8 protein-coding genes are annotated in these 8,702 nt (G+C 40.4%); 4 read left to right on the top strand and 4 right to left on the bottom strand.

What is annotated here, in order from left to right:
- Together B3Y13_RS08625 and B3Y13_RS08630 are read left to right on the top strand one after the other, a co-directional pair.
- Positions 1-1,141 (top strand): 3-dehydroquinate synthase (locus tag B3Y13_RS08625; RefSeq protein WP_296693976.1); only part of this gene is annotated, 1,141 nt, incomplete at its 5' end.
- Positions 1,142-1,160: 19 nt separating this feature from the next.
- Positions 1,161-2,333 carry a cysteine desulfurase family protein gene (locus B3Y13_RS08630; RefSeq protein WP_296693979.1) on the top strand — a complete coding sequence of 391 codons (1,173 nt, stop codon included), beginning with the start codon at positions 1,161-1,163 and terminating at the stop codon, positions 2,331-2,333.
- Positions 2,334-2,518: 185 nt separating this feature from the next.
- Here B3Y13_RS08630 and B3Y13_RS08635 read toward each other — a convergent pair whose 3' ends face one another.
- The 4 genes from B3Y13_RS08635 to B3Y13_RS08650 all read right to left on the bottom strand — a co-directional run bounded on the left by B3Y13_RS08635 (position 2,519) and on the right by B3Y13_RS08650 (position 6,456).
- Positions 2,519-2,944 carry a DUF3276 family protein gene (locus tag B3Y13_RS08635; RefSeq protein ID WP_296668389.1) on the bottom strand — a complete coding sequence of 142 codons (426 nt, stop codon included), beginning with the start codon at positions 2,942-2,944 and terminating at the stop codon, positions 2,519-2,521.
- A 91-nt stretch (positions 2,945-3,035) separates the two neighbouring features.
- Positions 3,036-3,626, bottom strand: coding sequence for a ribonuclease HII (locus B3Y13_RS08640; RefSeq protein ID WP_296020615.1), 591 nt, complete (start codon positions 3,624-3,626; stop codon positions 3,036-3,038).
- A 32-nt stretch (positions 3,627-3,658) separates the two neighbouring features.
- Complete coding sequence (locus tag B3Y13_RS08645) at positions 3,659-5,788, bottom strand: hypothetical protein (protein ID WP_296693982.1); 2,130 nt, start codon at positions 5,786-5,788, stop codon at positions 3,659-3,661.
- A gap of 65 nt (positions 5,789-5,853) precedes the next feature.
- Positions 5,854-6,456, bottom strand: a complete 603-nt coding sequence (locus B3Y13_RS08650) for a phosphoribosyltransferase (RefSeq protein WP_296020632.1) — start codon at positions 6,454-6,456, stop codon at positions 5,854-5,856.
- Between the two features lie 112 nt (positions 6,457-6,568).
- Here B3Y13_RS08650 and B3Y13_RS08655 point away from each other — a divergent pair, with 112 nt between their 5' ends.
- Both B3Y13_RS08655 and nudC read left to right on the top strand, forming a co-directional pair.
- Positions 6,569-7,591: an omptin family outer membrane protease gene (locus B3Y13_RS08655; RefSeq protein ID WP_296668385.1), complete on the top strand. Its 1,023-nt coding sequence runs from the start codon at positions 6,569-6,571 to the stop codon at positions 7,589-7,591.
- 155 nt (positions 7,592-7,746) lie between these two features.
- Positions 7,747-8,544, top strand: a complete 798-nt coding sequence (nudC, locus tag B3Y13_RS08660) for an NAD(+) diphosphatase (RefSeq protein WP_296693984.1) — start codon at positions 7,747-7,749, stop codon at positions 8,542-8,544.
- The last annotated feature ends 158 nt before the right edge of the window (positions 8,545-8,702 follow it).

Here is an 8,702-nt window from a genome sequence, read left to right on the forward strand (position 1 = left end):
CCCGCCAGTGCATCCAGGCACTGACAGAACTTTTATACGTTTTTACGGCGGAGAGCCGGATTTAAATTCTATTTTTTATTCATCAGAAAAAGAAGACTCTCCTCAACGGATTTTTGTGACAGACACAAATGTAGCTTCGCTAAAACAAATGCAGCCGTTTATAAATTTTTTCCGCGGAGAAAACTACAGCCAGCCAAAAATCGAAAACGGTTTTACCGGCACAAGAGGAAAAGACATTCTCTTGATTTTGGGCAGCGGAGAACCATTTAAAACAATCGAAAGCGTTCTCGCAATATGCAAGGCCGCAATCGACTCAAACGCAAAACGTTCCGCAGTTTTTACAGGAATCGGCGGCGGCGTAATTACCGACATGACAGCTTTTGCCGCTTCAATCTTTAAGCGCGGCGCAACATGCGAACTTGTACCGACAACTCTTCTTTCGATGGTCGACGCTGCAATCGGAGGAAAAACAGGCTGCGACTTTGATTCATACAAGAATATGATAGGCTCTTTCTTTCCAGCGCAGAAAATTCACATAATTCCTTCATTCATTCAGTCGCTTCCAGAAAACGAATACCTCAGTGGAATGGCAGAAGTAGTAAAGACCGCCCTTCTCTATTCAAAGGAACTTTTTGGAAAACTCGCTTCAAAACCAGAAATTCTGCAAAACCGCAAAGATCCGCTCGTTGAAGAAATGATAAAAATTTGTGTAAATGCAAAGGCCGCTGTAGTTGAACAGGATTTAACCGAAAAAAATATCCGCATGCAGCTAAACCTCGGACACACTTTTGGACATGCGCTCGAAACCAGAGCAGGACTTGGAAAAGTAAGCCACGGAGATGCAGTTGCCTGGGGAATAGCCCGTGCAGCAGAACTTTCAAAAAAAATAGGACTGTGCACAGAAAATTACGTTCAGACAGTAAAAACAGTTCTCTCTTCTTTCGGATGGGAAACTCAGCCTCTGCATTCTGCCCTCAACGGAAAATTCGCTTCGGAAAAAGAAGCCGCGCTCTCGCTTTTTGAGGCAATGAAAAAAGACAAAAAAAATGCTTCAAGCAAAGTGCGCTTCGTTTTGCAGGAAGATGTCGGAGAAACTGTCATAACAGAAGCCGATGAAAAAGACGTTCTTTCGGTTCTGTAAAAAGTGAGAATAAATAAAAATGGATATTTCAAAATATTTTGACTGGGCGGCAACATCTCCAGCCGACCCTGAAATTTTAACTCAGGCATTGCAAGAATCCCTCGAAGCCGGCGCAAATCCTTCTGCCGTACACTCCGAAGGACAAAAGGCGCGGATTGCATTTGAAAACGCACGCACACTTGCAGCAAAAGTAATCGGTGTAAAACCAGAAGAAGTTTTTTTCACGAGCGGTGGAACAGAAAGCGACCACATTCCTCTGCTTTCGCTTTTAAACCGCGAAGCCGACTCTCAAGGCAAACGGGGAAGCATAATCATAAGCGGAATCGAACACCCTGCACTGAGAGAACAGACCGCCATCTTAAAAAAACATGGATTTGAAATAATCACCGTAAACCCGGACAAAAACGGTTTTATAAGCGCAGATTCAATCGCAGAAAAAATCACTTCCGACATACTTTACGTAACAGTAATGGCGGTAAATAACGAAACTGGCTGCATACAGCCGATTTACGAGATTGCAGACAAAATTACAGAAAAAACAGAAGGAAAAAGACGGCCGCATTTTCACGTTGATTGCGTTCAGGCAGCAGGAAAAATTCCTCTCAGCCTCAACTATCCGGGAATAGACAGCGCTGCCTTAAGCGCACATAAAATCTGCGGTCCGCGAGGAATTGGAATTCTGGTTTTAAAAAAAGACATAAAGCCTTTCTTAACAGGCGGCGGCCAGGAAAAAAACATCCGCTCAGGAACAGAAAATCTCTTCGGCGCAATCGCCTTTGCAAAATGCCTCGAAAAATATTACGTGCCTCTCAACTTTGAAGAACAAAAGACAGCCGTAAAAAACTTCATCGAATCGCTAAAATCGCTCCCAAACTGCACGCTCGTACCAGCCATTCGCGCCGACACATCTGACAGCACGCAAAAACTTTTCAGCCCGTATGTTCTTCAAGCCGCGTTCAAAGGAATTCCAGGAAACGTTATGGTACGCGCACTCGATGCAAAAGGTTTTTGCATTTCGACAGGAAGCGCATGCTCGGCAAAAAAGCAAAACCGCCCGATTCTAGCCGCAATGAACATAAGCCGCGACATTCAGGACACGGCTGTAAGGTTTAGTTTTGGTCCGCTCACAACTCCAGACGCAATCGCAAAACTTTTTGTTGCGGTCGAAGATATCTGCAAAGATTTTCTGTAGATTTTTAGGGCAACATTCACCGCGCCCGATTGGAATGTCGAGTTTTATGATTTCTTGAATTTTCTTGTCATTATCGGGCTTGCCACGATAATCCCTTGCGCTTTTTTAGGCAAGATTGCCGTGTCAAGCACGGCAATGACAGTAAAATCTAAAACTCGAAATTGAACCTAATATTTACATTATTTTTATTCTGAATCAGAAGAGTTGTCTGCAGCAGGCTCTGTCTTTGATTTTATGTGAATTACTTTTCCAGTGCGCTTAATGCCGTCAGGAAGGCGTTTGTCTTCTTCGCCTTTTTTGCGGTAAATGCGTTTTTCAGACTTAGGTCCGTATTTTTCAGCCTTAAGAGCTTTTTTTTCTGCACGGGCCTTTTTGCGTGCTTTCTGTTCTTTGTCGATAAATCTCAAGGCAGAATCAAGTCCACCAAGAACTTTTTGCATGTCTTCCTGAAAAATAGAAATCTGAAGACGGTCAAAATCTGCGCCGTCGCCTTTTTTGCTTTCAACAATCTGAAGGAAGATGTCGCCGCTGCGGTTCTCCTTTACGTTGAAAAAATATGAACGATTGTCTAAAACGACTTCTGTAGTATAAAGTTCCCCGCGGATACCCATAAGTTCCTTCCTTAAAAATGTAATATCAAATAACTATAAAGTTTTTAAACTATAAAATCAACAGACTTTTATTTTATGTTATTTTTATAACTTAGAATTTAAAACTCAATCTTTGAATCGGACTCGGCCCGATTTTTCTGCAAATCTCGCGATGCGCCTTTGTCGGGTAACCTTTGTGCTTGGCATAACCGTATTCAGGATATTTTTTATCGTATTCAAGCATAAGCCTGTCGCGTGCAACCTTTGCAAGAATCGAAGCCGCCATAACTTCGCAGTATTTTCCGTCAGCCTTAGGCTCACACCTTACAACGCACGAAACTTCAGGGCACTTAGTTCCGTCAGCAATTGCATTAATTTCAATTTTTTCTGACAAATTAAAGCCGTTTTCTTCCAGCCATAGAGGCAGTTTTTTAAGCATTTCGTCATAAGCATTTTTCATTGCAAGCATACTTGCCTGTAAAATATTTATTTCATCAATTTTTTTTTCATCAACAAAGGAAACAGCCCAGCACGATTTTTCTTTTATAAGTTTTTCCGCCGCTTCGCGCTTTTTTTCCGTCATTTTTTTTGAATCATTTAAAATTTCAAACGGAAAATTCCTTGGCAAAATTACCGCGCCAGCAGAAACAGGACCTGCCAGAGGTCCGCGGCCGGCTTCGTCTAAACCACAAGTCAAAATCATTTTATTCCAAACCTGCAAAAATAAAAGCGTTGTTAAAATCCGCTCGAAGAATTTTCAATATTCTGTAAAATTTTAGAATCCTTGTCGCTCCAAACAGGAACAATTCCACGTACTTTTTTTTCCAAACTGCCTATGTAGGAATTTTTTGAAAGGCTTGCATTTACCGCGCAAAGCTCGGCAATTCGTCCAAGATGGGCAGTTACACGGCAAGAACAATCTGTCAAGTCAAACTGTCCGCCGTTGAGAGAAAAATTAACCGCAGTCTGAGAAACTGCCGAAATACGGCTATTTTTTACAGCAATTTTTGAATCAAGTCCGCTCAATGCGCAAACATAAGAATCCGACTGCATAGTCAGACCGCAGCCGTCAAATTCAACCACAGAATTTTTACAGTCAAAGCCAATTCCGTTTTCTTCAAAAATGCCGGCAAATTCAGAAGTTTTAAAAAGCGCTGTCGAGTTTTCCAAAACAAAGAATTTTGAATTTGACGCGCAGTTGCTTTCGCGGTTTTTCCTAAAAAGCAGGTTGTCCGCTTCAAAACTTGCGTTGCGCACGACGATATTTGCGTCAGAAGGAACAACTATCTGAGAATTTTTCTGCGCCAAAAACATACAGTTGGAAGAAATTACGGTTTCGCCAGAAGGAAGCTTAAAAGTTCCGTTCACATAAAATTTAGTAAATCTTCTGGAATTTAAAACCTTTAAGGCCTGCTCAAAACTCCTAAAAGGATTTTCGGCAGTTCCGTCACAATCCTCATCAACTGCATTTTCTAAACCGCCGGCAATCTCGGAAGAATCAAGATAATAATTATCTTCGTCAATAACTACACTAAATTCGGAGCAATTGCTCACATTTCCTTTTTTGTCTTTTGCAAATGCGCAAACTTTGTAAAAAACAACAGCGCCGTCAATGCTTCCAAGCATAAACGAATCAGAATACTTTTCGAATTTGTCAGCCTTTACTTCAAGAAATTCAGGAGAATCCACAGAAAGCGCACTTGAAGCGAGAGTCTCAGAAATTTTAAGAGGTTTGCTTACCGCATAAAAAATTTCTGCGCCTTCTTCAGTTTTTATAGAAAGCTCAACAGGGTTCCTGGAATAAAATTTTTTTGTATTCGCATTAAATTCAGGAGAATGAGGAGGCTTTTTATCTATAGAAAATTCTTTTTCTTTTGTTCCCAAAAAAACGCCGTCAGCATAAAAAGCAAAAGCCGCAGTCCCGGAAATGCAGTCGCCTTCAAAAGTGTCAAAGGTTGCAGAAGTAAAAAGACCGTTTATTTTTTCCGGCTGATTTTTTACGCCAGTCGAAACAATTTCCATTCTGTAGCGCAAATCTCCGTCAATCGAAAAATTTACGGCACTGTCAGTCTTTTCGTTTACAACAATCTCAGGCTCTGCAGGAATTACAAAAGACTGGACCGGGTTTCCAGCTTCAAAGGCAACGCTCTGCCATCTTAAAGTATGCTTTGCGCTGCGGTCAATGTTTACAGGAATCTTAGAAGCAGACCAGTCTCCGTTATCAAGCTGCCATATAAGTTTTTCGCCGGTAAAGCAAAAACTGTTCCAGTCTTTAAATTCAAAAGGAATTGAATATTTTGAAAGCGTTCCAATCTGGTTTCCAGAAATAAAAATTACAAAACGCCATTCATTTTTTCCATCAGAAACAAGACACGGCAAATATCTTGAAAGGCAGTTTTCCGTATCAAGAACAAGTTTCTGGCCTTTTAAAAAAATCCTGTCATCATCAAAGCAATAACTAAACGAAGAAGGAATCTCTAGCGGTTTATCGTTTTCATACGAATAAACGCCAGAATTTACACAATTTTTAATAAAAGAAAAGTTTTCTGAAGTTTCTTCAAACGGATTTTGCTCCTGAACATTGTAATTTATTTCAATTTCTTCTTTTAAATCACCACGGATTGCAGTTATTTTTAAATTTATGCGCCCAGAAGCATCAATCAAAACAGGCCCGTCATAAGCAAAGCCAGAAGTAAGAGGATCTGTTCCAGAAAGAGAATAAAAGCACTCCGCGCCGTCGCTGACATCAAGCACAAGCGGCTGTTTGTTGCAAAAATTTCCAGCGACAGGCGAAATAATCCTTTGAGCAAAACAAAAAACTGAAAAACTGAAAATAAAAAATGTAAAAACCAACTTTTTCTTCATAAAAAATCTCTCATTCAGCTAACACAGATTTTTTGGCAAGACCTTTGCAAAAAGCCTTATCTGCTTTAATTAAAGAACGGGCTCAAAATCTCTTTTAATTCCGGATCCTGACTGTAGTAATGCTTTTCAAGTTCTTCCGGCTTTAAGCCTACAAGCTCGTGGCTCATATAATGAATCCAGCGGTCATCGCTTTCGCTGTTAATGTCGAATTTACGGCACCAATAATCAGGCTTAATCGGAAGAGTTTCTTTATATGTAAAATTTTTATAATCGTGAACAACAACCTTTATATCGCCGCGCGGAACACCTTTTTCGAGCAATGCCTCAACCAAAAAGTTGAGCGTGCGGCCAGAATCGTAAATGTCGTCAACAAGCAAGATTTTATCTCCAGGACGAAGATACTCAGGAGAATAAGTCCAGCCGTCAATACGAACACAATCGTGCTCCTTAATATCTGTATAAGAGCGGGCAACAACAGCCGCATACAAAACAGGTTTTTTGCCTTTTAGAGCGAGCTTAAAATACTCACTTATAACGTTCGACATATAAGCTCCGCCACGAAGCGAAGTATAAATAATGTCCGGAACAAAACCATCCTGCAAAATTTTATGGCCAAGTTTTATGGCATCATTTCTAACTTTATCGTAAGGCAAAAATTCCTTAATCATAAAAAACCTCTGTAAAAAAACTGCCGAAAAAACGACATTATAATTTATTTATACCATTTTATCGGTAAAAAATGAATTTTACAATAAACGATTATTTTTGATATATTAAATTATGCACGCTTTCAAAAAAACAAGCTATGTTCTTCTATATATTACGTTTTTTTTAATGCCAATCTGCGCACAAAAAAAAGAAAGCTTTATAAAAATTGAACCATACGCAGGCTTTGCAAACGGCGTTCTCGAAGAAACGCTTTACTATAGCTCTCCTTCCGACAAAAAAATAAGCCTTCTCGAATGGGAACGAAAACTTTTTATTTATGGAGCAGAATTAAAAACCGCGTTTAAGAACTTTAACTTAAATGCAGATTTTGAGACCGCGCCGCAAAATGTAAACTCCGGACAAATGCGGGATTCTGACTGGCTCAACCCAAACGACTATTCGATGAAGACAACTTATTCGCAAGGAACAAATTTTTCAAAGAAATATTACTCGACGGAAGTAAGTTTTTTTTACGACATAAAAGCAGCAAAAGATTTTACAGTTTCGCCAGTTTTAAGCGCAGAATACAGCTGCGATTCCTTTTACAGAAAAAAAGGAGCAGAAGGCTGGTACAGCGAAGACTGCAGGCACTGGTGGCATGACAGTTCTTCAAAACACTATCCGTATTACAATCCAGAAACTGGAAAAACCTCAAAGCTTGCGCAAATCGATTATTTAAGGCACACTTTTTTTTCGTGGACAGGAATTAAATTCAGGCTGAGGCCTGAGCAAAAAATCGAATTTGCGCTTTCGCTATTTGCCTCGCCAGTAAGTTATTTTTATTCAATAGACACACACTACGCCCAGGACAAATCCACAAAGATAATGTATAAGAAGCGCTACAGGCAAAGACAGATTTCGTATTTTAACAGCATAAAAATAAATTTAGACACAGCGCTAAGCCTTTCAAAACGCTTTGACTTAAATCTTGGACTAGAAACGCTTTTTAACATAAAAAACGGACGCGGCGACCTTTATTCAGACTATCATTCAGGCTCATACCAAGGCGAATACATAGACTTAGGGCAGAAGACAAGCTCAACTTTAAAAAGCATAAAAGCAAAAATCGGCTGCACAGTAAAACTTATGGAGTGATTAAAAAAAACTTAGCCCGTGCCGGAACAGCGCGAAAGCGTCCGCCTTATGGCGGATGGAGCAAAAGCGGAACTGTGCAGGGACGGTTAGAAAATAAAATGCGCTCCAATAAATTTTTTCTACACTGCGGCAAATTTCCGTGATATTATTTTTATATGGCACTAATTTCTAAAAAATTGACATCTTACCTTAAAGACCATTTTATTTTTTGCGGAAACAACATAATCCTGCAAAACAACAATCTTCCAGACGAAAATGTTTTAAGAAGATGCTTTGAGCTAAACGTAGCTTCGGACTGGTTTAACGATGAAGAATACGATTTTTCGGCAGTCGAGCTCGAAAAAGACTGTCCTGTTCCTGCCAGCTGCCAGGAAATTGCGCTCCGCTCTTATTTTTGGGAATCAAGGCAAAATCCTTCAATAATAACAAAGGCTTCGCGTGCTAAAGGACTTTTAAATTTTAGAAAAAACAAGAGATTCTGCTCGTACTGCGGATTTCCGCTCAAAGACGACGAGCATTTTGTCGCAAAGTTCTGCCCAAACTGCGACCGGCAATACTTTCCGCAGCTTGAACCAGCCGTAATAATCGTAGTCCAAAAAGAAAAGCAAATTCTTCTTGCAGAACACAAAAACAGAAACGACGGCGTTTTTTCGTGCATTGCAGGATTTGTCGAAACAGGCGAAACAATCGAACAGACAGTTGTCCGCGAAGTAAAAGAAGAAACCGGTCTAAATGTAAAAAATATCCGCTATGCAGGAAGCCAGGCATGGCCTTATCCAGACCAGCTTATGCTCGCTTTTTACTGCGAATGGGAAAGCGGCGAAATAAAAATACAGGAAGAAGAACTCAAGCAGGCAGAATGGTTTGACTTAGACAAGCTCCCCAAAATTCCGCCTCCAGGCTCAGTTGCCTACAATCTTATAAACGGACTGTTTGAACAAAAATCATTTTGATTATAGAATGGAAGCAGCTTTGAAATTCGGGTGGCTTTTTGCTTCGCAAAAACCGGGCTTTTCGGGGTTTCATTCGCAAGCGAACGGCCGCGCCGCCCCTACAATCCCTGCCACATAGTGGCAGGTCGTGCGCAGAGGCGCACAATAAAAAAAAGAGT

Source organism: Treponema sp. UBA7567 (genome assembly GCF_002476655.1).
Classification (GTDB): Bacteria; Spirochaetota; Spirochaetia; order Treponematales; family Treponemataceae; genus Treponema_D.

What these genes read in the sequence shown, in the direction of transcription:
- B3Y13_RS08630 (WP_296693979.1), top strand. Translation starts at nt 1,161, where the DNA reads ATGGATATTTCAAAATATTTTGACTGGGCGGCAACATCTCCAGCCGAC.
- B3Y13_RS08635 (WP_296668389.1), bottom strand. Translation starts at nt 2,944, where the DNA reads ATGGGTATCCGCGGGGAACTTTATACTACAGAAGTCGTTTTAGACAAT.
- B3Y13_RS08640 (WP_296020615.1), bottom strand. Translation starts at nt 3,626, where the DNA reads ATGATTTTGACTTGTGGTTTAGACGAAGCCGGCCGCGGACCTCTGGCA.
- B3Y13_RS08645 (WP_296693982.1), bottom strand. Translation starts at nt 5,788, where the DNA reads ATGAAGAAAAAGTTGGTTTTTACATTTTTTATTTTCAGTTTTTCAGTT.
- B3Y13_RS08650 (WP_296020632.1), bottom strand. Translation starts at nt 6,456, where the DNA reads ATGATTAAGGAATTTTTGCCTTACGATAAAGTTAGAAATGATGCCATA.
- B3Y13_RS08655 (WP_296668385.1), top strand. Translation starts at nt 6,569, where the DNA reads ATGCACGCTTTCAAAAAAACAAGCTATGTTCTTCTATATATTACGTTT.
- nudC (WP_296693984.1), top strand. Translation starts at nt 7,747, where the DNA reads ATGGCACTAATTTCTAAAAAATTGACATCTTACCTTAAAGACCATTTT.